Source organism: Citrobacter sp. CK188, from assembly GCF_030333525.1.
Lineage (GTDB): Bacteria > Pseudomonadota > Gammaproteobacteria > Enterobacterales > Enterobacteriaceae > Citrobacter_B > Citrobacter_B koseri.
In genome coordinates this window covers 432,051-453,326 of the sequence record NZ_JAOWFU010000034.1, presented here as the reverse complement: position 1 = coordinate 453,326, position 21,276 = coordinate 432,051, and the positions used below count along the sequence as shown (strand labels likewise).

Below are 21,276 nucleotides of genomic sequence, written 5' to 3'. Positions count from 1 at the left end.
CCATGCCGAACTCAGAAGTGAAACGCCGTAGCGCCGATGGTAGTGTGGGGTCTCCCCATGCGAGAGTAGGGAACTGCCAGACATCAAATCAAGCGAAGGGCCCGGTCGAAAGACCGGGCCTTTTTGCGTTTACGCGCCCTGAGAACTGCCGGATGGCGGCAGTGCCTTATCCGGCTCAGGTTCCACCTGATAAGCGCAGCGCCACCAGGCAGTTAGTGAATGACTTGCGACAAGAACGCCCGGGTACGCTCTGATTTAGGATGGGCAAAAAACTCTTCCGGTGGCGCCTGCTCAACAATTTCACCACGATCCATAAAGATCACCCTGTCTGCTACCGTTCGGGCAAAGCCCATTTCGTGGGTGACGCAAAGCATTGTCATCCCGGACTGTGCCAGACCAATCATGGTATCCAGCACCTCTTTCACCATTTCAGGGTCCAGCGCGGAAGTCGGCTCATCAAACAGCATAATTTTGGGCTTCATGCATAGCGAACGTGCAATAGCCACGCGCTGCTGTTGCCCGCCGGAAATCTGCCCTGGAAACTTATGGGCGTGCTCAGCGATGCGCACACGTTCCAGGTAATGCATCGCCAGTGCTTCAGCTTCTTTCTTTGGCATCTTCCGCACCCAAATCGGCGCCAGAGTACAGTTTTGCAATACCGTCAGATGTGGGAAGAGGTTGAAGTGCTGGAACACCATACCGACTTCCTGTCTTACCCGCTCGATATTGCGAATGTCTTCATTGAGTTCAATACCGTCTACCACAATACGCCCTTGTTGATGTTCCTCCAGATGATTAATACAGCGAATGGTCGTGGATTTACCCGAGCCGGAAGGGCCACACAACACGATACGCTCCCCCTGTTTCACGTTCAGATTAATGTCTTTCAGAACATGAAACTGACCGTACCATTTATTGACGTTTTCCAGCGTGATCATCGCGTCGGCAGGTTGAATTAATAATTGGCTCATAAAATCCTCAGTGCGGCGTACGCCCGGTGTTAAAACGTTTCTCCAGATGCTGGCTGTAACGCGACATGCTGAAGCAGAAAATCCAGTAAATCAGTGCGGCAAAAACATACCCTTCGGTCGACATCCCCAGCCATGCAGGGTCAACAGTTGCCTGCTGAACGCTACTGAAAAGGTCAAATAAACCGATAATGATCACTAGGCTGGTATCTTTAAACAGGGCGATAATGGTGTTCACCAGACCCGGGATTACCAGCTTCAACGCCTGGGGGAGAATGACCAGTCCCTGGGTTTTCCAGTACCCGAGCGCCAGAGATTCCGCGGCCTCATACTGCCCTTTCGGTAATGCCTGTAACCCTCCGCGTACGACCTCTGCGACGTAGGCAGACTGAAAAAGGATCACCCCGACCAGCGCCCGGATAAGTTTGTCGATACTGGTTCCTTCCGACATAAACAGCGGCAACATGACCGAAGACATAAACAGCACGGTGATTAACGGTACGCCTCGCCAGAACTCGATAAAGATAACGGAGAGCATCCGAACGATCGGCATATGAGAGCGACGGCCCAGCGCCAGCAAAATTCCCAGAGGAAGGGCACCCGCAATACCGACGGAAGCGATGATCAACGTGAGTGTTAATCCTCCCCATTGCCGCGTTTCTACCCGCTCCAGCCCGAAGAAACCGCCATACATCAGCCACCAGACAACAATGGGATAGATAACCGCCCATGCGGCGATATAGCGCCCGCGACGGGGCATTGCTTTCCAGAACATCGGCACAATGGAGGCCAGACCAACGAGTAATGCCAGGTTGATGCGCCAGCGTTGGTCATGTGGATAAAGCCCATACATAAACTGACCAAAACGTTCGTGGATAAATACCCAGCATGCACCCGCCTTCGTGCAATCAGCACGCGTCGAACCCACCCAGTTAGCCTGTAGAAACGCCCAGTTCAGCAAGGGGGGAATGAGTATCCACATGAGCCACAGACAAAAAAGGGTTAGCAGGCTATTGGACCAACTGGAAAAGAGATTTTTACGTACCCACAAAATTATGCGACCTGCGCCGTTATTGGCCGGGCGCATGGGATGAGACAGAAGAGCTTTTGTCATCATGGTTCCTTAGCGCTCAATCAGGGCGATACGGCGGTTATAAATATTCATCAGCAGGGAAATACTGAGGCTGATGATCAGATAAACCGACATGGTGATGGCGATGGTTTCAATGGCCTGACCCGTCTGGTTCAGTACCGTTCCGGCAAACAGGGAAACCATATCCGGGTAGCCGATAGCGGCGGCAAGCGATGAGTTCTTCACGATATTCAGATACTGGCTGGTCAATGGAGGAATGATCACGCGCAGTGCCTGGGGAATGATGACCTGACGCAGCGTTACCGGATTAGGGAGGCCCAGTGAACGCGCGGCTTCATGCTGGCCGTGGGGAACCGCCTGGATACCGGAACGGATGATCTCAGCAATAAATGCCGAGGTGTATACCGAAAGCGCCAGCGTCAACGCAGCCAGTTCTGGAATTAATGCCATTCCTCCCCGGAAGTTAAACCCGCGTAACTCAGGCACATCCCAGTGTAGCGCCGCGCCAAATAGCCACTGAGCGACAGCCGGCAATAGCACGATGAGCGCCAACGCCGTAGGCCATGTTCGGCGCAATTGCCCCGTCTTAATCTGGTGCGTTTTATTGAAGCGAAAGAGCCCAGTGGAGATGACGATCGCCAGAAGGATTGCCATGCAAAAAGCGATAACGCCTTCACCCAGCTGTGGTGCCGGAATATAAAGTCCCCGATTACTCAGAAAAACCAAATCCAGCGCGCTGACCGCCTGCCGTGGCCCGGGTAAATTACGCAGGACGGCAAAGTACCAGAAGAAGATTTGCAGCAATGGCGGAATATTGCGAAAGGTTTCGATGTAAATGGTCGATAACTTACGCAATAACCAGTTATCCGACAGGCGTGCAAGGCCGAGGAAAAAACCTAAAAATGACGCAAAAACAATACACAGTGCGGAGACCAGCAGGGTATTGAGCAAGCCGACCAGAAAGACACGGCCATATGTATCCCCTTGCTCGTAGTCGATCAGGTGCTGAACAATACCGAACCCGGCGCTGCGATCGAGAAACGCAAATCCTGAGGTAATCCCCCGGCTGCTCAGATTGTTAATCGTATTATGAATTAAATAGACCGCAACACTGACAACCGCAATAACGGCGAGTATTTGAAATAACCAGGCGCGGACCGCAGGGTTAGAAAAGGAGAGCATTCCTTTCACGGTTGAGCGGCGATGGGACATAAGAAAACCTCGGTAACCATAACTCTGGGCTGAGCGCCGCAGGTGCGGCGCCCGTTACATCACAACGGCTTAGCGTACGGGTGGTGCGTACTGAATGCCGCCGTTATTCCAGAGATTGTTCTGGCCTCGTTTGATCTTCAGCGGGCTTTCCGATCCCACGTTACGTTCAAAGATCTCCGCGTAGTTACCAACCTGTTTAATGATGTTGTAGGCCCATTTGTTATCCAGTTTCAGATCCTTACCGTAATCCCCTTCTTTGCCCAACAAATGCGCCATGTCCGGTGTTGCCGGATTCGCCGCTTTCTCATCTACGTTCTGTGAGTTAATTCCCATTTCTTCAGCATTCAGCATAGCGAACAGCGTCCAGCGGACGACAGAAAACCACTCATCATCACCACGGCGCACAACGGGCCCCAGAGGCTCTTTCGAGATGACTTCAGGCAAGACGATCCATTCGGCAGGGTCGCTCAGCTTGATTCGCAGGGCATATAACTGAGACTGGTCAGAAGCCAGCGTGTCACAGCGGCCCGATTCCAGCGCTTTGGCTGACTCATCAGAGCGATCAAAGGTGACCGGGGTGTATTTCATTTTGTTGGCTTTAAAATAATCGGCCACGTTCAGTTCGGTATCCGTGCCAGCCTGTATACAGACGGTGGCGCCGTCCAGCTCTTTAGCGCTTTTTAACCCCGCTTTGTTATGCGTCAGGAAACCAATCCCGTCGTAATACGTCACGCCAGTGAATGACATGCCCATACCTGCGTCGCGTGAAGAGGTCCAGGTTGTATTACGGGATAACAGATCGACTTCGCCGGATTGCAAGGCGGTGAAGCGTTCCTTTGCAGTGAGTGGGGTATATTTTACTTTTGTATCATCGCCAAAGACGGCTGCGGCAACGCCACGACAAACATCGACGTCAATACCCGTGAATTTACCGCTTGCATCTGCATAAGAAAAACCAGGCAGGCCGTCACTGATCCCACATTGTACGAATCCTTTTTTCTTTACGGCATCCAGTGTTGCGCCAGCATGCGCCTGATTTGCAACAGCAAGCAGCACGCCGACCGCAGCCAGGCTGGCTATCATCATCTTTTTCATAATGCATCCTGTGTGGAGAAATTATCGTTATAGAGAGACGTTCTGGAACGTCTTTACCTGTCTGTGGCTTTGGCCATACTCTTTTAAGCAAAGGTAGTGCCAGGTTTTGCGAACGAATGCTCGACGCAATATGCAGAGTGTAGACAGGAAAAAATAAATGCAGCGCCCTGAAATGGTGCGAAAATGAAACGTAAGCCACATTTTGGAGCAAAATATTTAAATTTACGGGCGCTGTGCGGAATAACGATTTCGCCCGTTAATATCGGCAGGATAAGTATGATAAATGCAGTTTCACTAAGACAGAATAATGAAAAGCGCCAATCTTATAGAGTAGATATGTGAGAGAAATCTATAATTAATGATTAATAATAAATCGATTATCCAGAGCTTTGCCTTATATTAAAAGCGCGGGTTGCCGCGCTTTTAATAAAACCTATTTCGTCAGGGCAACAATCCCCAGCGTCAGGCCTGCGACAGCGGCTGCACCACCGGCAATCGCCCCCGCTGTTTCCCAGTTATCTTGCGTGGTGCCCTTCATACAGGTATTGGTATGAACCAGACGACCCTGGTCGTCATAAACCGGAACGCAAGGAGAGTCATGCGCACACCCCGCCAGCAAGGTTGTGAGCAATGCAACAGGAATTAATCTTTTCATGGTGTTACCTCAAAAATAAACGTTTCGCTACATCCAGCAAAGTCGAATGCTCCGCTAGCTGCGAACCCGACGCTATTTTATCACGCCTTAAAAAGGCACCCGCATATGGAATAATTTCAATTCATGTTGATTGTAAAAATAATGGAGAAAAGGATGGCTAAGCGGTGCATGTCTGGTAAATAGCAGGGAAAATAAATGACTATCTTTTTAATACATAAATGGATAATTATTTTGGAAAAAGGCGCCCGAGGGCGCCTTAATTTTAGTGGTTAATCATGATGCCGGTTAAATCGACGTCTCACGACCACAAAGAAGACCGGAACGAAGAAGATTGCCAGCAATGTCGCCGTCAGCATTCCTCCCATAACCCCTGTTCCCACCGCATTTTGTGCGCCACTGCCTGCGCCATGACTGATAACCAGCGGCATAACGCCGAGGATGAACGCCAGAGATGTCATCAGGATTGGGCGTAAACGCATACGCGACGCTTCAAGCGTTGCCTCAATCAACCCTCGTCCCTCTTTCTCCATCAGATCCTTGGCAAACTCCACAATCAGGATGGCGTTTTTAGCAGAAAGACCAATGGTTGTGAGCAGGCCAACCTGGAAGTAAACGTCGTTATTCAGTCCGCGAAGCGAGGCGGCCAGCAATGCGCCGACCACGCCTAGCGGTACAACGAGCATAACGGAGAACGGAATGGACCAGCTTTCATACAATGCAGCCAGGCAAAGGAAGACCACAATCAGTGAGATTGCATACAACGCCGGAGCCTGGTTGCCGGAGAGGCGCTCCTGATACGACATGCCTGTCCAGTCATGACCAATACCGTTCGGTAATTTTTCCGCCAGGCTTTCCATTAATGCCATCGCTTCCCCGGTACTTCTGCCGGGCGCCGCTTCACCCAACAGCTCCATTGAAGGCATACCGTTGTAGCGTTCCAGACGTGGTGAGCCGTAAATCCACCGTGCCGAACTGAAGGTGGAGAACGGAACCATTTCACCGTTTGCGCTACGGACATACAGATTGTTGATGTCACCGGGCAACATGCGGAACGGCGCATCCGCCTGGACATAGACTTTCTTCACTCGTCCATGATCGATGAAATCATTCACGTACGTGCCGCCAAGCGCGGTGGAAATCGTCTGGTTGATGTCTGACAGGCTGACTCCCAGAGCCTGTGCTTTTTCCTGATCGACATCCAGCTTGAACTGTGGCGTATCTTCCAGCCCGTTAGGGCGTACGCGAACCAGCAGGTCGGGATGCTCTTTTATCATACCCAGCAACTGGTTCCGGGCTTTGGTGAGCTCCGTGTGGCCCAGGTTCGCCTGATCGATCAGTTCAAAGTCAAACCCCGTTGCCGTACCCAGCTCAATAATCGCGGGCAGGTTGAACGGGAAGACAAGACCATCCTTTATCTGGCTGAATGCCCTGGTTGCGCGGGCAACGATCGCTTCTACGCCATTTTCTTCGCCGGGGCGTTCTTCCCAGGGCTTCAGGCTAATAAAGACGATACCGGAGTTCTGCCCCTGTCCGCTAAAGCTAAAACCATTCACGGTAAAGACGGATTCAACGTTGGCTTTTTCCTGGTTCAGATAGTAGTTCTGAATCTGATCCAGCACCTGCTGCGTACGCGTCTGCGTCGCGCCAGCCGGTAACTGCACCATCGTCATGAATACGCCCTGATCTTCTTCCGGCAGGAAGGAGGTGGGTAAGCGCAGGAACAAAATGGCCATGCCGCCGACGATAAGGACATACAGCAGCAAATAACGCCCGGTCTTGCGCAAAATACCGCTGACGCTGTTACTGTAATGCCCGACGCTTTTCTCAAACAGCGTGTTAAACCACCCGAAGAAGCCACCTTTCTTTTCATGGTGATCGGCAGACGCAGGCTTAAGCAGCGTGGCGCAAAGCGCAGGCGTCAGGATGAGCGCAACCAGTACAGAAAGCGCCATTGCAGAAACGATAGTCAGCGAGAACTGGCGGTAAATTGCGCCAGTTGAGCCGCCAAAGAAGGCCATCGGCACAAATACGGCGGAAAGCACCATCGCGATCCCCACCAGCGCGCCCTGAATCTGCGACATTGATTTCTGAGTCGCTTCTTTGGGCGGTAGCTTTTCTTCCACCATCACGCGTTCGACGTTTTCCACGACGACGATAGCATCATCGACCAGCAAGCCGATGGCGAGCACCATCCCGAACATTGTTAACGTATTAATAGAGAAACCGAACGCCGCCAGGATGGCGAATGTACCCAGCAGTACAACCGGCACAGCAATGGTCGGTATCAACGTCGCGCGTATGTTTTGCAGGAAAAGATACATGACCAGGAAAACGAGGATGATCGCTTCAAACAGCGTTTTCACCACTTCATGAATCGATATTTTCACAAACGGCGTGGTGTCATACGGGTAGACCACCTTCAACCCTTGCGGGAAGAACGGCTGTAGTTCCGCAAGCTTCGCTTTAATGGCCGCTGCCGTATCCAGCGCGTTCGCGCCGGTTGCCAGCTTAATACCCAAGCCTGTCGCCGCCTGGCCATTAATCTTCGTCACCATGTTGTAGTTTTCGCCGCCAAGTTCGATGCGGGCCACATCTTTAAGATGGACCATCGAACCATCCTGATTCACTTTCAGCGTGATGCGGCCAAACTCTTCCGGCGTTTTCAGGCGTGTTTGCGCGATGATAGAGGCGTTAAGCTGCTGTCCCGGGATGGAAGGCGTCCCGCCCAGTTGGCCTGCGGCAATCTGGTTGTTCTGCGTTTTCAGCTGGTTAATAACATCTAACGGCGTCAGTTGGTATTTGTTTAACGCATTGCTGTCGAGCCAGATACGCATCGCGTACTGTGCGCCAAACAGTTGGACGTCGCCGACGCCGGATGTCCGGCTGATGGTATCTTTAACGTTAGACGCCACATAATCGGAAATATCATCCTGCGTCAGGTTCTTATTGTCGGAAACAAAACCGGCCACCAGAAGGAAGCTACTGCTTGATTTCTCGACGCTGATACCTTGCTGCTGTACCTCCTGCGGCAACAAAGGCATGGCCAGTTGCAGTTTATTTTGTACCTGAACCTGTGCGATATCCGGGTCGGTGTCGGACTGGAACGTCAACGTAATGGTTACGCTACCGGACGAGTCGCTGGTGGACGACATATACATCAGGTTATCGATACCGTTCATATTCTGTTCGATAACCTGCGTTACGGTATCCTGCACCGTTTGCGCGTCTGCCCCCGGGTAGGTTGCGGAAATCGCAACGGCGGGCGGCGCGATGGTCGGGTACTGCGCAACAGGCAGTTGCATGATCGCCAGGGCGCCAGCCATCATGAGAATGATGGCCAGAACCCAGGCAAAAATCGGGCGATTAATAAAAAAGTTTGCCATGTCCGGTTACCTTATTGCGCTGCATTCGCCGCAGGGGCATCGGTGGTGGCTTTAACCTGTTCGCCCGGGCGGGCTTTCTGCAAGCCGCTGACGATAACTTTGTCGCCCGGTTGCAACCCTTTGCTGATTAACCATTTATCGCCGATCGCCTGAGTAGCGATAACGTCGCGCGCTTCAACCTGATCTTTATCATTGACGATCATCACCATCGCATCGCCACGCGGCGTGCGCGTTACGCCCTGCTGTGGAACGAGAATGGCATTGGGCTGAATGCCTTCATCAATTCGCGCGCGGACAAACATACCGGGAAGCAGGGTGTGCTGAGGATTGGGGAAAACAGCCCGAAGGGTGATAGAACCGGTACTTTCATCTACCGTAACGTCGGAAAATTGCAGCGTGCCTTTCAGCGGGTACGCCTGACCATTTTCCATTACCAACTCGACGTTGCTGCGGGTGTTGTCTTTGTGCAGGCTACCCTGCTCGACGGACTGCCTGAGACGCATAAAATCGCTGCTGGACTGCGTCACATCAACGTAAATAGGGTCAAGCTGTTGCACGGTCGCCAGTTCGGTTGCCTGACCATTGGTCACCAGCGCGCCTTCGGTGACACTGGATTTACCAATGCGGCCGCTGATCGGCGAAGTCACTTTGGTGTAGGCGAGGTTGATGCGCGCGCTTTCTACTGCGGCTTTTGCGGCGATAACGGCGGCATCGGCCTGACGAGCATCGGCGATGGCCTGGTCGTACTCTTGTTGGCTAATGTATTTTGTGCCAACCAGCGGAACGTAGCGTTTAACCGTTAAGTGCGCAATGGCGGCGGCAGCTTCGCTTTTTGCCAGCTCGCCTTTGGCGCTGTCGTAATCAGCCTGATAAGTCGCCGGGTCAATCTGATAAAGCGACTGGCCTGCTTCGATATCGCTACCTTCGGTGAAATTCCTTTTCAGTACAATGCCGCTGACCTGAGGCCGGACTTCCGCAATACGAAATGGCGTCGTGCGCCCCGGCAGCTCGGTCGTCACCGCTAAGGGGGCAGATTCGACTACGTGGACGGTGACTTGCGGCTCAGCAGGGTGAGCTTGCGTATCTCCCTGATCGTTACAACCGGCGAGTAACGCAGCGGAGATTATGATGAATGAGGGCAGGAGTGCAAACCTGGCATGTTTCGTCATTACTGTTCCTTAGAAAACCGAAGCTCGTTATTTACCGGATAACGGTAAGGCGTTAACGCGCACAAATAAAAGAGCAGTTGGCTATCCTACAAATTATCAGCTCGTGATGTAAGCAATACTTATTTCCGGTCGTCATGCACGGCACGTAAAAGCAAAAAAAGATTAATATCCTGTCGTTTCATAATGCGGTGGAAAAGTAAAACCCTGTCTTTCATTAACACAGATAGAAATATATATTTTTTTGATGAATGATTTTATTTGATTCATTTGTATTTATTATTTGTTTGGATGTATTGTGCGTAATAATACACGAGGACTCTCGTTTAAATAAAAATGAAGTGATACATTTGCGCGTTATCCCTGAACAGTATTTACTGTCATCCTTCGGTTTCAGACACACTTCATTATGACTAGGAAAACAAAAGCGGACGCCCTCAGAACCCGACAACACTTGATTGAAACAGCGATCGTACAGTTCGCCTTGCACGGGGTCGGCAACACCACGCTAAACGACATTGCAGACGCCGCGAATGTTACGCGGGGCGCTATCTATTGGCATTTTGAGAACAAGACGCAGTTGTTTAATGAGGTATGGGGTCAGCAACCGCCGCTACGCGATCTCATTCAGGACAGGTTAACAACGTGTGGGGGCGATAATCCGCTACAGAATTTGCGTGAAAAACTGATTGCCGCTTTGCAATATATTGCTGAGGTGCCCCGACAACAGGCATTAATGCAGATTTTATATCATAAATGTGAATTTCATAATGATATGATATCAGAGCAGGATATTCGGGAAAAAATAGGCTTCAGTTATCAGATAATGCGTGAAGCATTACAGCAATGTATGAATAAAGGACTGATTGCGACCGGTCTTGATGTCGAGGTCAATTTAATTGTGCTTCATGGCAGTTTTAGCGGGATCGTAAAGAACTGGTTAATGAATCCTTCCAGTTATGATCTCTATAAGCAGGCGCCGCAATTAGTGGATAATGTATTAAAAATGTTAGTTCCGAATGGCAATGTGATGGTATTAACGCAGAATAACAACCCGGTCGTGGAAGCGTAACGGTTATCCCCAACTGTGCGTCGGCATAATTTGCATAGAACTGGCTGGCGTACTACTCAAGGTCGGCGCAGTTGACGAGTTTGAGCGGGTTAACCGAATTCATGTTGCGGCATTTATCGTATTCCGTTGTCATCAGTTCGATCCACTGCATGAGTAATGCGTCAAAAAGGAAAACGGAGACTGCGAAAACAACCAGCCACCAATACTTACGAATCATTGCCAAATCCTGTGTATTCATGCCCAAGCGTGCAAGGAATATACACGAAACAACGCGGCAGAAAAGCAGACTTACAATGCTTTTACTTCACCTGAGATGCATCCGTCATTTCGGCCATACGGCTCTTTTTGGACAGGTTTGTTGTCTTGCGCTTCTTCACCTTTGCCAGTTCGTTTTCCGCATAGTGAGAGGTGACGTTCAGCCTTCTGATGCCCATTTTTACGTATTCATCGTTGATTTCGATGCCGACAAATTTTCGCCCGGTTTCCACGGCTACGGCGCCCGTCGTGAAGCTTCCGGCGAAGGGATCTAACACCGTGTCGCCCGGGTTTGAGGAGGCCAGGATGATCCGGCTCAACAGCGCTCTGGGTTTTTGCGTGGGATGGTTCTCATACTCATCCATTAAGTAACGGACGCGGGGAAAATCCCAGACGTTTCCGGGGACTTTTTGTGTGTTGTAGGGCTGGGGCGGATTTTTGCGGTAATCGATCAACGCTCTTTTTGCGCCGGTTTTGGTTTCAACCAGGATGTCATCACGATTAAACGTATAGTTCTTCGCATCTTTTACCATCATCAGGATGGGTTCATACATTGAGCCAAAATACTTTTTGGCCTGCACGCCTGAGCTGTCGTACGACCATATGATGCGGCTTTTGATATCGAACAGTTTCCTGCATTTGAGGTCGAGATAGGGCATGTTCTCCGTGCTGTTCATGATGTACATCGTGCCGTGTTTTTTCAGCACCCGATGGCACTCATCAATGCATTCAAACAGCCAGGCCAAAAAGGTCTCTTCGTCCCAGGACTCCACCAGACCGTCAAAATTTTTTCCGATGTTGTAGGGCGGGTCGGCAAAAATTAAATCGGCACTTTCCGGGGGCAGTTTTTTCAATTCTGAAAGCGCATCACCGTGAATGATCTTCTTCGATTCATCGCCAAAATATTGCGGCTCAAATCCGACATTCATGAACAAACTCCTGTCTGACGCGAATAAAAAAGGCGCTTCCCCATGCCGAGTAGCGCCTTTTTAAACAAGCAATTAGCTAATCGAAATTAGTTCATGCCGTATTTTTTCAATTTTTTACGCAGCGTACCACGGTTGATGCCCATCATCAGGGCAGCACGGGTCTGGTTACCACGGGTGTATTGCATCACCATGTCCAACAGGGGCTGTTCTACTTCAGCCAGTACCAGCTCATAGAGGTCATTAACATCCTGACCGTTCAGTTGAGCAAAATAGTTCTTCAGTGCCTGTTTAACCGAGTCACGCAGGGGCTTTTGAGTCACCTGATCCTGAGAGTTAACGGTAGAAACGGTCAGTACGTCAGAATTTACGCGTTGTTCGAACATAGTTCTGTCAGCTCTTTATTTCATTACGTAAAATTTTCGAAGTATGCCTCCAACGCCTCCAGCTGTTCGCTGGCATCCTCAATGGCGTTGAATGTGCGCCGAAACTGGTCATTTGGAGCGTGCTCCTGGAGATACCAGGAGACGTGTTTACGTGCAATTCGGTACCCTTTTGCCTGGCCATAAAAGTCATGCAGTTCCCGAACATGCGCGCAAAGCAAGCGCTTAACCTCTGCCAAAGGCAGGGGGGGTAGCAACTCCCCAGTGTCCAGATAATGCTGGATTTCCCGAAAGATCCAGGGTCTTCCCTGAGCTGCGCGGCCTATCATCAGGGCATCCGCCCCCGTATAGTTGAGCACAGCTCTGGCTTTATGCGGGTCAGTAATGTCGCCATTCGCGATAATCGGAATGGAAACTTTCTGCTTAACTGCCCGAATACTGTCGTATTCAGCATCTCCATTGAACAAACAGGCGCGGGTGCGTCCATGAATGGTCAGAGCCTGAATGCCACAGTCTTCAGCCAGTTGGGCAATCTCTACGCAGTTACGGTGTTCCGGGGCCCAGCCGGTGCGAATCTTCAGGGTGACAGGAACGTCCACTGCACTCACGACCTCGGTTAGTATCGACTTCACTAAATCCGGGTACTGCAAGAGGGCTGAACCTGCGAGCTTGCGATTCACTTTTTTAGCCGGACACCCCATATTGATATCAATAATCTGGGCGCCGCTTTCCACGTTAATACGTGCGGCATCGGCCATCTCAACAGGGTCGCTACCGGCGATTTGCACCGTGCGAACGCCTGGCTCATCAACGTGCACCATCCGTAAACGAGATTTGTCGCTTTCCCAAACCTGCGGGTTAGAAGACATCATCTCGGATACCGTCAATCCTGCTCCCATCTCATAGCACAGCGTCCGAAAAGGTCTGTCAGTAATGCCAGCCATGGGCGCTGCGATCAGGCGATTTCTAAGCTGGTATTGTCCGATGCGCATGAGTTAAGAAATGACCATACTGTGACTGCAAGGCGGCGTATATTACGCATTTTTTGCACGAGATGAAAGGCCAAACTTTGACCAATCCTCTGAGGTGGATCAAAGAATCGCAGTTAAGATGAATGATGAGAATTAATTAACTTTATAAATCATTGCGTTATAAAATGAAGCCGAATTTTTATACGCTTACAATTTTGCGTAACTTCTCATTTTTTCTTCTATGGCTGACGGCTGGACAACATAATCTGCTGATTTAACCAGCAGATTATCGTTTCATAGTGTGATCGCCGCCTCATTTCAGGACAGGATCGCGAAGCGTCGGTATCGACCATTCGTTAATGACGCGGCCATTCAAAGGCTGGACAGGGCGATTGTTGGCAGGGTGTATCGTATGGCGAAATTTTTCCAGTTGACCGGCAGAAAGCGTCATAGGCTGTTTCAGGACAATCCAGGTTACGCCTTCGCTACAGGGAGGCGTCGTTAATGAGCCGCTAAAACGCCAGTAGGTTCTGTCTTCCGGCAACAGCAGATTGATATCGACAGGGGAAAGCAGCGGTATGCTGTCGCCCGGAGTTGCCGGGATGGATTGCCATAAACGTTCAATTGCCTCATTTGGCTCACCGATATCAAACATGACGGCAACAACGGCAATCTCACCTTCCTGGTTTTTGTGCGTCAGGTGCAACTCCATCGCATAGTGTTTACCATTGATGGTATTTTCACTTGGGGCATGAAAATGAAATTCTGCTAAAGCATAAGGCTGATCGTCAATCTGAGCGAAAGCAGAAGAATAGGGGTTCATTGTTGCCTGAAGAGTGTGGTTAACGTTCAGGAGCATGTCGGCGCGATCGATGTACTGTACGTTAAGCGGCGGGAGCTGGATTTCATTCGTGGTGAGAATATCAACAGGGGACTGGCTCATCCCGGTCTGGCACAGTTTGTATGCTTTATTGATTTCACCCCAGTGCGCGGGAGAGGTGTCGCCTTCATAGCTCCAGTCAGTTGCCGAAACGGAAACGGGCATCATACAGATTGCCAGAAAGGCAGTGGTCAAAGAAATTAACTTCATGCATTTACCCGATGAATTGAAAACAACATAACATTATGTAAATCAATCAATTATAAAGAATATTGTATCGGTGACGAGCAGGAGAGGAAAGTGAATCGTGTGAAAAAGGCGTGGCCAGATGACCACGCCGGAAAGGACTGATTATTTTTTACGACCGGTAATGCGGCACCACTCTTCTTTCTCTACCACCGGGTCGAGCGTAAAGAGTTCGGTATAGGCTTCGCATACGCTTTCCGCCTGGCTGGCCAGGATGCCGGAAAGCCCCAGTAAACCGCCCTCAACGGGCAGTACGCTGATTAACGGGGCCAGTTCACGTAATGGGCCAGCCAGGATGTTAGCGACCACCACATCGGCTTTCATGGCTTCTGGCTGGTCTTTGGGGAGATAGAGCTCCAGACGCTCAGATACGCCGTTGCGCTCTGCGTTATCACGGCTGGCCTGGATCGCCTGCGGATCGATATCGATCCCGATAGCTTTCGCTGCGCCCAGTTTTAATGCGGCAATCGCCAGGATGCCGGAACCGCAGCCAAAGTCGATCACCGTCTTACCGTTCAGATCAAGCCCGTCGAGCCATTGCAGGCAGAGGGATGTGGTGGGATGCGTGCCGGTACCGAAGGCCAGACCCGGGTCCAGCATGACGTTGACGGCGTTCTCATCCGGTACATCGCGCCAGCTCGGGCAAATCCACAGACGCTCGCCAAAGCGCATCGGGTGAAAGTTGTCCATCCATTCGCGTTCCCAGTCTTTATCTTCCAGTTGCTCAATCTTATGCGCGAAACCCGCGCCCAGCAGCGGATGATGCTCAAGGATTGCCACCACCTCTTTCATGTCGGTTTCGGCATCGAACAGGCCGATAACGTCGGTATCGCCCCACAGACGCGTTTCACCTGGCAGCGGCTCAAATACCGGCGTGTCGTGCGTGTCCTGGAAGGTCACAGAGACCGCGCCGGTTTCCACCAGCGCATCGCTAAGTTCTTCGGCGTTCGTACCGGTCGTATTCAGTTTCAGTTGGATCCACGGCATGGCAAAACTCTTTATTTATCAGTAGTCAATAAGGTGGCTTGCTGGGCAGATGAACCAAAACGGTTTCCGGCCAGAAAAGCCAATAAACTGAGCAGTAGCGAGGGCACGATGGGGTGAAAGCCCAGGTACTGAACGTTAAAGGTGGCGAGCACGGCATACAACACGCCGCCAATGATCATGGCGCTTAGCGCGCCTGTCGCGTTTGCACGCTCCCAGTACAGGCCCAGCACCAGCGGCCATAAGAACACCGCTTCCAGGCCGCCGAAAGCCAGCAGGTTAAGCCAGATAATCATTTCCGGCGGTTTCCAGGCCGCGAGCAGCAGCAACGCGCCTAACAGCAGCGTGATGATGGCTGACATCCGCTTCAGGCGAGTTTCGTTATGCATTTGCTCCGGGCGAATATTCAGATAGAGATCTTTAATGATCGTAGCGGAACTTTGCAGCAACTGGGCATTGATTGTCGACATAATGGCCGCCATCGGCGCGGCGAGAAAGATGCCGGCGGCAATCGGCGGCAGAACCTTAACCATCAGCGTTGGAATGACCAGATCCGGTACGGTCAGGTCAGGAATCACCGCCCGCCCCAGCGCGCCCGCCAGGTGCATACCGAACATCAGGATCGCCACCACAATCGTGCCGATGATAATGCCGCGATGCACCGCTTTACTGTCTTTATAGGAGATGCAACGCACGGCAGTATGCGGCAGGCCGATCACGCCAAAGCACACCAGCACCCAGAATGAGGTCATAAAGGTCGGTGACAGAATGTCATCCGCGCCCTGCGGCGTCACCAGTTTCGGGTCGATCGTTTGCAGGGTTTCGACCGCGTGTCCGAGGCCGCCTGCCGCATGAACCACGCCGACCAACAGGACGATGGTGCCAATTAGCATGACCATGCCCTGCATCGTATCGTTGAGCACGCTGGCGCGAAAACCGCCAAATGCGGTATACAACGCGATGCTGACGCCAAAGATTAACAGCCCTGTTTCGTAGGGGATGCCCGCTGCGGTCTCAAGCAGGCGCGCGCCGCCAATAAACTGTACGGTCATCGCCCCGACGAAAGCCACCAGCAGGCTGAGGCTTGCCAGCCAGACCAGCAGACGGCTTTGATAGCGGGCAAACAGCATATCGTTAAGGGTGACGGCGTTGTAGCGCCGCGCCAGAATAGCGAACTTCTTACCCAGAATACCCAGCGAGAGCCAGACGGCGGGTAGCTGGATCATCGCCAGCAATACCCAGCCCAGGCCGTATTTATAGGCCGCGCCCGGGCCGCCGATAAATGAGCTGGCGCTGATGTAGGTGGCGGTCAGCGTCATCGCCAATACAATTCCGCCCATCGAACGGCTACCGAGGAAATACTCATTCAGGAAGGTGCCCGTCGTCCTTTTTCGCATGGCATAGACCGACAGACCAAACACCACCAGCAGATAGGCGATAAGCGGCAGAATGACTTCAAGCTGCATCATCGTCCTCCAGAGGAATGTCGCGATAGATAAATTTCACCATAGCCCAGCACAGTAAAATGAAAACAAGCGGCGTCAGCAGGCAGGCCATTTCAAACCAGTGTGGAAGGCCCGTTATGCCGGGTGCCGCGCCTGGTAAGTAAGCAGTCACTAACCACGCAGCCAGATACAGAAGGGTCAGCCACAGCGCCCAACGCGCCTCTTTGTTGGCCTGAACAAAACGCGTGTCCATTTTTTGTCCCTTGTGGATGAAGAAAGCGGGGATTGTACCTTATGGGATGTACCGGAGGGAAAAAAACAAAAGGCCGGAAAACCGGCCTTTTTCAATTAACGCACGCTTATTTTTCCTGAAGACCGAGTTTCTTCTCCAGATAGTGGATGTTGGTGCCACCGTGCTGGAAGTGCTCGTCGTTCATGATGCGGGTTTGCAGGTCAATGTTGGTTTTGATGCCATCAATGATCAGTTCCTGCAATGCGTTTTTCATACGGGCAATCGCTACGTCACGGTTTTCACCGTAGCAGATCAGCTTGCCGATCATGGAGTCATAGTACGGCGGTACGGTGTAACCCGCGTAGATATGGGACTCCCAGCGTACGCCAAAGCCGCCCGGCGCGTGGAAACGCGTGATTTTACCCGGGCTTGGCAGGAAGGTGTTCGGGTCTTCAGCGTTGATACGGCATTCTACCGCATGGCCTTTCACCACAACTTCTTCCTGCTTGATGGACAGCGGCTGGCCCGCAGCGATACGCAACTGTTCTTTGATCAGGTCAACGCCGGTGATCATTTCAGTAACCGGGTGTTCTACCTGAATACGGGTGTTCATTTCGATGAAATAGAACTCGCCGTTTTCGAACAGGAACTCAAACGTACCTGCTCCGCGATAGCCGATATCGACACACGCTTTGGAGCAACGCTCGCCGATGTAACGACGCAGTTCCGGGGTAATGCCCGGCGCTGGCGCTTCTTCGACCACTTTCTGGTGACGACGCTGCATGGAGCAGTCACGTTCTGCCAGATAGATAGCGTTACCCTGACCGTCAGCCAACACCTGAATTTCGATGTGGCGTGGGTTTTCCAGGTATTTTTCCATGTACACCATGTCATTGCTGAAGGCTGCTTTCGCTTCCGCTTTGGTCATGGAAATGGATTGCGCCAGTTCGGCATCGCCGCGCACAACGCGCATACCGCGACCGCCGCCGCCGCCGGACGCTTTGATAATAACCGGGTAGCCGATGCGTTTTGCAATGGCGCGGTTTTTATCCATATCGTCGCCCAACGGGCCGTCAGACCCCGGTACGCATGGAACGCCAGCCTGCTTCATTGCGCTGATTGCGGACACTTTATCGCCCATCAGGCGGATGGTGTCGGCCTTCGGGCCAATGAAGATAAAGCCGGAGCGTTCAACCTGCTCAGCGAAGTTGGCGTTCTCAGACAAGAAGCCATAACCCGGATGGATTGCCACCGCGCCGGTGATTTCAGCGGCGCTGATGATAGCCGGGATGTTCAGATAGCTTTTTACGGACGGAGCCGGGCCAATACAGACCGTCTCATCCGCCAGCAATACGTGTTTTAAATCGCGATCCGCGCTTGAGTGCACAGCCACGGTCTTGATACCCAGTTCTTTACAGGCACGAAGAATACGCAGTGCAATCTCGCCACGGTTGGCGATGACAATTTTATCCAGCATGTTCGCCTCGTTATTCGATGACGACCAGCGGCTCGTCAAATTCTACCGGCTGACCACTTTCGACCAGAATTGCTTTCACCACGCCGGATTTATCGGCTTCGATCTGGTTCATCATTTTCATGGCTTCAACGATGCACAGGGTATCGCCCGCGTTAACTTTCTGGCCGACTTCGACGAATGCTTTCGCATCCGGGCTCGGGGTGCGGTAGAAAGTACCAACCATTGGGGAACGTACGATGTGACCACTGATTTCCGCTGATGCAGCAGGCGCTTCCATTGCTGGAACAGCCGCCGGAGCGACAGCGTTAGACAGAGCTGGCTGCTGCATTGGCGCAGCATAAGCTTGTTGCATCACCGGAAAACCTGCGTTTGGCGCGGTGCGGCTGATGCGCACAGACTCTTCGCCTTCAGAAATTTCCAGTTCGGAGATGCCTGATTCTTCAACCAGCTCGATCAGTTTTTTAATCTTACGAATATCCATGAGTGGGTTCCGTACTCTTTGTTTAGTGTGATTGTGACAGGCGTTTTACCGCCGTCTGTAAAGCGTATGAGTAACCGTCAGCGCCGAATCCGCAAATGACGCCAGCCGCAATATCGGAAAGATACGAATGCTGGCGAAACGGTTCCCGCGCATGTACGTTGCTCAGGTGAATCTCGATAAACGGGATGCTCACCGCGAGCAGCGCATCGCGAATCGCAACACTGGTGTGCGTAAACGCGGCCGGATTAATCAGGATATAGTCCACAGTGTCTTTAGCCTGATGAATACGGTCGATGAGTGCATACTCCGCGTTAGACTGCAAATGATCCAGCGTCACATTCAGCGCGTCGGCCTCTGCATTCAAACGGTTAACAATTTCCGTTAGTGTCAGGGTGCCGTACTTATCGGGTTCACGGGTGCCGAGCATATTAAGGTTCGGACCGTTTAAAAGCAAAATGTGTGATTTGTCGGCCATCGTGCAGCTATCTCCTGCGATTCTCCGGTAAAAAACAAAATATACCTTTGATGCGCGATTGTCACCCTTTCAGCGGCTTAAAAACCCTGTCCGGGAAACCAAGGTCGCACATTATAACGATTTCGTAGCATTTGGCAGCTAAATACTGGTCTTATCAGGGAAGATTATCAACTGCTAACACGCAAAGACCCAAGGCGAGTCCTGGTTTTGCAACAAACCGCACATAACGGAGGCGTTACAGCATTTTGCCCGCAAACGACCGCCACCACTGGCGAAATGTCTTGTAGCGCCAGGCTAAAAGCACCAGCGCCAGCAGGGCATAAATGACCGGCTGCGGCGATAAAATTTTTACCGACCACAGATAATGAATGGGAGCCAGAATCGCGACAAGATAAACGAAGTTATGCAAACGTTGCCAGCGTTTCCCCAGTTTTCGTTGCGCCGCCTGCGTGGAGGTCAACGTAAGGGCGAATAAAATGAACCAACTGATAATGCCCAACGTTAAATAAGGACGAGTGATTAACTCCTGGCCCAGCAGCGCCAGATTATTTATGCCCAGTTCAAGTAGCGCATAGCTGGTTAAATGCAGCGTGGCCCAGGCGAAGCACCATAACCCTAACAAGCGGCGGGTGCGGATCAATAATGGCTGTTTAGCGTAGCGCGCCAGCGGTGAAACCAGCAAGGTGGCGAGCAAGAATTTCAGCGCTGTCCTACCGGTAAAGTGTTGAATATCTTTGACCGGATCGGCGCTGAGCCCTCCCTGATTCACCGCCCAGACGAGCCAGAGAAACGGTAATAATCCGGCAAGATGCAGCAGTACTTTTAGCCAGACGATCTGTTTTTGTGTCAGACGCACTTAGAAATTCTCCCGCAGATCCAGACCGCGATATAAAGACGCCACTTCACTGGCATAGCCGTTAAACAGCAGCGTCGGCTGTCTTTGTACATCCAGAATGCCGCCCGCGCCAATAAAACGCTCGGTCGCCTGTGACCAGCGCGGATGATCAACGTGCGGATTCACGTTGGCGTAAAATCCGTATTCGTTTGGCGCGGCCAGATTCCAGGTGGTCGGCGGGCGTTCGCGGGTCAGTTTAATACTGACGATCGACTTAATCCCCTTGAACCCGTATTTCCACGGCACTGTCAGACGGATGGGGGCGCCGTTTTGCGGCGGCAGCGCTTTACCATAGACGCCGACAGTCAGCAGCGTGAGTGGGTGCATTGCCTCGTCCAGACGCAATCCTTCGACGTAAGGGTATTTTAGCCCGCCGCCGATAAAGCGGTCTTTTTGTCCCGGCATATCATCGGGCGCGTAGATCGTTTCGAACGCCACATAGTTGGCACTGCTGGTGGGTTCGACCAGTGCGAGCAGTTTATGTAAGGGGAAGCCAATCCAGGGAACCACCATCGACCATGCCTCAACGCAGCGCATACGATAGATTCGCTCTTCCAGCGGGAAACGCGTCGTGAGCGCATCGTGATCGAGCGTTAGGGGTTTCGCTACTTCACCGCTAATTTTCAACGTCCAGGGATCGGTTTTCAGGCTACCCGCGTTGGCGGCCGGGTCTGCTTTATCGAGGCCGAATTCATAGAAATTATTATAGCCGGTGACTTTGTTTTCCGGCGTTAACGGGAGGTCGTTTTGCCAGGCGGCGGGTTTGCTGAAATCAAGCGGCTTACCGGCAGGCGCAGGGGGACGATCGTTGCCTTTAAACCAGCTCAGCAGGTCGGCCTGGGCGGTAGCGGGCAGAGAAAGGGCGGCCGCGCTGATACCTAAAGCTTTCAGTACCTGGCGGCGCTGCAACATAAAAACGGACTCCGCGGTTACGTCGGCTTCCGTCAGTTTTTTCATTTTCATAGCATCCTCCGTCATGCGT

Annotated in this window: 21 protein-coding genes and 1 rRNA gene; 2 read left to right on the top strand and 20 right to left on the bottom strand. The window is 51.9% G+C overall.

Going from position 1 to position 21,276, the window contains the following annotated elements; translation table 11 throughout:
- Nucleotides 1-82 (top strand): 5S ribosomal RNA (gene rrf, locus OGV67_RS22185); the annotation flags it as partial.
- Nucleotides 83-212: 130 nt separating this feature from the next.
- Here rrf and OGV67_RS15815 read toward each other — a convergent pair.
- The 7 genes from OGV67_RS15815 to OGV67_RS15785 all read right to left on the bottom strand — a co-directional run bounded on the left by OGV67_RS15815 (nucleotide 213) and on the right by OGV67_RS15785 (nucleotide 9,575).
- Complete coding sequence (locus OGV67_RS15815; RefSeq protein WP_012135408.1) at nucleotides 213-971, bottom strand: amino acid ABC transporter ATP-binding protein; 759 nt, start codon at nucleotides 969-971, stop codon at nucleotides 213-215.
- A 7-nt stretch (nucleotides 972-978) separates the two neighbouring features.
- The gene (locus OGV67_RS15810) at nucleotides 979-2,082 is read right to left on the bottom strand and encodes an amino acid ABC transporter permease (protein ID WP_024130997.1); all 1,104 of its coding nucleotides are present in this window, start codon (nucleotides 2,080-2,082) and stop codon (nucleotides 979-981) included.
- Nucleotides 2,083-2,091: 9 nt separating this feature from the next.
- Nucleotides 2,092-3,273 (bottom strand): amino acid ABC transporter permease, encoded by a 1,182-nt coding sequence (locus OGV67_RS15805; protein WP_049010077.1) that lies wholly within the window; start codon nucleotides 3,271-3,273, stop codon nucleotides 2,092-2,094.
- Between the two features lie 69 nt (nucleotides 3,274-3,342).
- Nucleotides 3,343-4,368, bottom strand: coding sequence for an amino acid ABC transporter substrate-binding protein (locus OGV67_RS15800; RefSeq protein ID WP_012135405.1), 1,026 nt, complete (start codon nucleotides 4,366-4,368; stop codon nucleotides 3,343-3,345).
- 433 nt (nucleotides 4,369-4,801) lie between these two features.
- Complete coding sequence (locus OGV67_RS15795) at nucleotides 4,802-5,023, bottom strand: putative periplasmic lipoprotein (protein WP_012135403.1); 222 nt, start codon at nucleotides 5,021-5,023, stop codon at nucleotides 4,802-4,804.
- Between the two features lie 269 nt (nucleotides 5,024-5,292).
- Entirely contained in the window at nucleotides 5,293-8,406 is a 3,114-nt protein-coding gene (locus tag OGV67_RS15790) for an efflux RND transporter permease subunit (protein ID WP_286465723.1), read from the bottom strand.
- An 11-nt stretch (nucleotides 8,407-8,417) separates the two neighbouring features.
- On the bottom strand, nucleotides 8,418-9,575 hold the full coding sequence (locus OGV67_RS15785) for an efflux RND transporter periplasmic adaptor subunit (protein ID WP_047460889.1): 1,158 nt from the start codon (nucleotides 9,573-9,575) through the stop codon (nucleotides 8,418-8,420).
- 406 nt (nucleotides 9,576-9,981) lie between these two features.
- Here OGV67_RS15785 and envR point away from each other — a divergent pair, with 406 nt between their 5' ends.
- A complete protein-coding gene (gene envR, locus OGV67_RS15780; protein WP_115614370.1) occupies nucleotides 9,982-10,644 on the top strand; it encodes an acrEF/envCD operon transcriptional regulator in 663 nt (220 codons plus the stop codon).
- Nucleotides 10,645-10,696: 52 nt separating this feature from the next.
- Here envR and OGV67_RS15775 read toward each other — a convergent pair whose 3' ends face one another.
- From OGV67_RS15775 to msrP, 13 genes are all read right to left on the bottom strand, one after another.
- Entirely contained in the window at nucleotides 10,697-10,861 is a 165-nt protein-coding gene (locus tag OGV67_RS15775; protein ID WP_047460895.1) for a DUF2556 family protein, read from the bottom strand.
- A gap of 82 nt (nucleotides 10,862-10,943) precedes the next feature.
- Nucleotides 10,944-11,828, bottom strand: coding sequence for an adenine-specific DNA-methyltransferase (gene yhdJ, locus OGV67_RS15770; RefSeq protein WP_104868121.1), 885 nt, complete (start codon nucleotides 11,826-11,828; stop codon nucleotides 10,944-10,946).
- Between the two features lie 86 nt (nucleotides 11,829-11,914).
- Nucleotides 11,915-12,211, bottom strand: a complete 297-nt coding sequence (gene fis, locus OGV67_RS15765) for a DNA-binding transcriptional regulator Fis (protein ID WP_000462905.1) — start codon at nucleotides 12,209-12,211, stop codon at nucleotides 11,915-11,917.
- A gap of 23 nt (nucleotides 12,212-12,234) precedes the next feature.
- Nucleotides 12,235-13,200: a tRNA dihydrouridine synthase DusB gene (dusB, locus tag OGV67_RS15760; RefSeq protein WP_115614371.1), complete on the bottom strand. Its 966-nt coding sequence runs from the start codon at nucleotides 13,198-13,200 to the stop codon at nucleotides 12,235-12,237.
- A 292-nt stretch (nucleotides 13,201-13,492) separates the two neighbouring features.
- Entirely contained in the window at nucleotides 13,493-14,269 is a 777-nt protein-coding gene (locus OGV67_RS15755) for a carbonic anhydrase (RefSeq protein ID WP_153257904.1), read from the bottom strand.
- Between the two features lie 141 nt (nucleotides 14,270-14,410).
- A complete protein-coding gene (gene prmA, locus OGV67_RS15750; RefSeq protein ID WP_047460904.1) occupies nucleotides 14,411-15,292 on the bottom strand; it encodes a 50S ribosomal protein L11 methyltransferase in 882 nt (293 codons plus the stop codon).
- An 11-nt stretch (nucleotides 15,293-15,303) separates the two neighbouring features.
- Complete coding sequence (gene panF, locus OGV67_RS15745) at nucleotides 15,304-16,755, bottom strand: sodium/pantothenate symporter (RefSeq protein ID WP_047460907.1); 1,452 nt, start codon at nucleotides 16,753-16,755, stop codon at nucleotides 15,304-15,306.
- Nucleotides 16,745-16,987 carry a YhdT family protein gene (locus OGV67_RS15740; protein WP_012135393.1) on the bottom strand — a complete coding sequence of 81 codons (243 nt, stop codon included), beginning with the start codon at nucleotides 16,985-16,987 and terminating at the stop codon, nucleotides 16,745-16,747. Before OGV67_RS15740 ends, panF begins: the two co-directional genes overlap by 11 nt.
- 106 nt (nucleotides 16,988-17,093) lie before the next feature.
- Entirely contained in the window at nucleotides 17,094-18,443 is a 1,350-nt protein-coding gene (gene accC / locus OGV67_RS15735) for an acetyl-CoA carboxylase biotin carboxylase subunit (RefSeq protein ID WP_012135392.1), read from the bottom strand.
- Nucleotides 18,444-18,453: 10 nt separating this feature from the next.
- Nucleotides 18,454-18,924, bottom strand: coding sequence for an acetyl-CoA carboxylase biotin carboxyl carrier protein (accB, locus tag OGV67_RS15730; protein WP_012135391.1), 471 nt, complete (start codon nucleotides 18,922-18,924; stop codon nucleotides 18,454-18,456).
- Between the two features lie 22 nt (nucleotides 18,925-18,946).
- Entirely contained in the window at nucleotides 18,947-19,399 is a 453-nt protein-coding gene (aroQ, locus tag OGV67_RS15725; protein ID WP_058668166.1) for a type II 3-dehydroquinate dehydratase, read from the bottom strand.
- A gap of 235 nt (nucleotides 19,400-19,634) precedes the next feature.
- Complete coding sequence (gene msrQ, locus OGV67_RS15720) at nucleotides 19,635-20,255, bottom strand: protein-methionine-sulfoxide reductase heme-binding subunit MsrQ (RefSeq protein ID WP_012135388.1); 621 nt, start codon at nucleotides 20,253-20,255, stop codon at nucleotides 19,635-19,637.
- A complete protein-coding gene (msrP, locus tag OGV67_RS15715; protein WP_374189568.1) occupies nucleotides 20,256-21,257 on the bottom strand; it encodes a protein-methionine-sulfoxide reductase catalytic subunit MsrP in 1,002 nt (333 codons plus the stop codon).
- Nucleotides 21,258-21,276 lie beyond the last annotated feature (19 nt).

Bases quoted from the DNA above. Each gene is read 5' to 3' on its own strand.
- fis (WP_000462905.1), bottom strand. From the start codon at position 12,211: ATGTTCGAACAACGCGTAAATTCTGACGTACTGACCGTTTCTACCGTT.
- accC (WP_012135392.1), bottom strand. From the start codon at position 18,443: ATGCTGGATAAAATTGTCATCGCCAACCGTGGCGAGATTGCACTGCGT.
- OGV67_RS15795 (WP_012135403.1), bottom strand. From the start codon at position 5,023: ATGAAAAGATTAATTCCTGTTGCATTGCTCACAACCTTGCTGGCGGGG.
- envR (WP_115614370.1), top strand. From the start codon at position 9,982: ATGACTAGGAAAACAAAAGCGGACGCCCTCAGAACCCGACAACACTTG.
- aroQ (WP_058668166.1), bottom strand. From the start codon at position 19,399: ATGGCCGACAAATCACACATTTTGCTTTTAAACGGTCCGAACCTTAAT.
- prmA (WP_047460904.1), bottom strand. From the start codon at position 15,292: ATGCCGTGGATCCAACTGAAACTGAATACGACCGGTACGAACGCCGAA.
- OGV67_RS15785 (WP_047460889.1), bottom strand. From the start codon at position 9,575: ATGACGAAACATGCCAGGTTTGCACTCCTGCCCTCATTCATCATAATC.
- yhdJ (WP_104868121.1), bottom strand. From the start codon at position 11,828: ATGAATGTCGGATTTGAGCCGCAATATTTTGGCGATGAATCGAAGAAG.
- OGV67_RS15815 (WP_012135408.1), bottom strand. From the start codon at position 971: ATGAGCCAATTATTAATTCAACCTGCCGACGCGATGATCACGCTGGAA.
- dusB (WP_115614371.1), bottom strand. From the start codon at position 13,200: ATGCGCATCGGACAATACCAGCTTAGAAATCGCCTGATCGCAGCGCCC.
- OGV67_RS15790 (WP_286465723.1), bottom strand. From the start codon at position 8,406: ATGGCAAACTTTTTTATTAATCGCCCGATTTTTGCCTGGGTTCTGGCC.
- msrP (WP_374189568.1), bottom strand. From the start codon at position 21,257: ATGAAAATGAAAAAACTGACGGAAGCCGACGTAACCGCGGAGTCCGTT.
- accB (WP_012135391.1), bottom strand. From the start codon at position 18,924: ATGGATATTCGTAAGATTAAAAAACTGATCGAGCTGGTTGAAGAATCA.
- OGV67_RS15740 (WP_012135393.1), bottom strand. From the start codon at position 16,987: ATGGACACGCGTTTTGTTCAGGCCAACAAAGAGGCGCGTTGGGCGCTG.
- OGV67_RS15810 (WP_024130997.1), bottom strand. From the start codon at position 2,082: ATGACAAAAGCTCTTCTGTCTCATCCCATGCGCCCGGCCAATAACGGC.
- OGV67_RS15805 (WP_049010077.1), bottom strand. From the start codon at position 3,273: ATGTCCCATCGCCGCTCAACCGTGAAAGGAATGCTCTCCTTTTCTAAC.
- OGV67_RS15800 (WP_012135405.1), bottom strand. From the start codon at position 4,368: ATGAAAAAGATGATGATAGCCAGCCTGGCTGCGGTCGGCGTGCTGCTT.
- panF (WP_047460907.1), bottom strand. From the start codon at position 16,755: ATGCAGCTTGAAGTCATTCTGCCGCTTATCGCCTATCTGCTGGTGGTG.
- OGV67_RS15775 (WP_047460895.1), bottom strand. From the start codon at position 10,861: ATGATTCGTAAGTATTGGTGGCTGGTTGTTTTCGCAGTCTCCGTTTTC.
- OGV67_RS15755 (WP_153257904.1), bottom strand. From the start codon at position 14,269: ATGAAGTTAATTTCTTTGACCACTGCCTTTCTGGCAATCTGTATGATG.